Origin of the sequence: Spiroplasma endosymbiont of Lariophagus distinguendus (genome assembly GCF_023846195.1) — a bacterium.
GTDB lineage: Bacteria > Bacillota_I > Bacilli_A > Mycoplasmatales > VBWQ01 > Spiroplasma_E.
In genome coordinates this window covers 1-942 of sequence record NZ_JALMUW010000135.1, presented here as the reverse complement: position 1 = coordinate 942, position 942 = coordinate 1, and the positions used below count along the sequence as shown (strand labels likewise).

The 942-nt window shown below is 20.4% G+C and carries 2 protein-coding genes; one reads left to right on the top strand and one right to left on the bottom strand.

Annotated elements, in window-relative coordinates; translation table 4 throughout:
- Positions 1-47 precede the first annotated feature (47 nt).
- A complete protein-coding gene (locus M0D11_RS06115; protein WP_252321040.1) occupies positions 48-203 on the top strand; it encodes a hypothetical protein in 156 nt (51 codons plus the stop codon).
- Here M0D11_RS06115 and M0D11_RS06110 read toward each other — a convergent pair.
- A partial coding sequence (locus M0D11_RS06110; RefSeq protein ID WP_252321038.1) for a hypothetical protein occupies positions 200-942 on the bottom strand: 743 nt, incomplete at its 5' end. The genes M0D11_RS06115 and M0D11_RS06110 overlap by 4 nt on opposite strands.

Below are 942 nucleotides of genomic sequence, written 5' to 3'. Positions count from 1 at the left end.
TTCACTAGCACATAATCAAACTAATGGTTATAAATCATATTTAGGACATGACTATACAGTCTACTGGGGGGGCTAAATCAACAATATGGTCATATAAAACAAAAGACAAATATAAGATAAGTTTATATTTTGGAATTAAACCGCTTGATAGTACTGATATAAAATGAGATGGTATTTATCCTGATGGATATTTTGATAATTAAATTTCTAAATTTATATAAGAAACATTTTCATTATATTTATCAAATAAATTAATATTTTGTAAGTTTATTTCTTGTTTATTAGTTATTAAAAGTAAATCATAATTACCAGCACCAAAAATACCACTAATCTCAACTCGATTTAAGTTAGTAATTGGATTTTCAATTTGTAATTCAAATTCATTATTATTATCAATTTTTGAAATTTCTTTATAAAATTCTAATTTAGAAAATAATTGGGATTTATTTGAGCCATATAAATTTAATAAATTTTCAAGTTTAATTTTTTCAATAATTGCTCTTGTAAAATATTTTCCATATTCACCATTACCTAATGTTCAATCAGCAGGAATTAATGAAGGTATGTTATTTGTTTCTAATTCATTTGTAATAGATAATCAATTAAATTGATTATCATCTAATTTAAATAATTCATTTTGACTAATATCATTATTTTTTAACTTAATATTATTGATATCTGTAAAATCAAAATATGCAGATTTTAATATCACTTTTACATCTTTAAATTGCCAAATATCATCAGGTGTAGGATGTATTGGACTTGATTTTAATTCGAAATAATAAGGTAATAAAATTTTATTATCATCATTCAAACCTTTATTTATTGATAATATTGAATAAATATATTCTGATAACATGATAAATATTTGCTTAAAAATTTTTATTTGTTTTAAATTAATATAATTTGGATAATCTAATTTTCATTGTTTAAATAAATTAG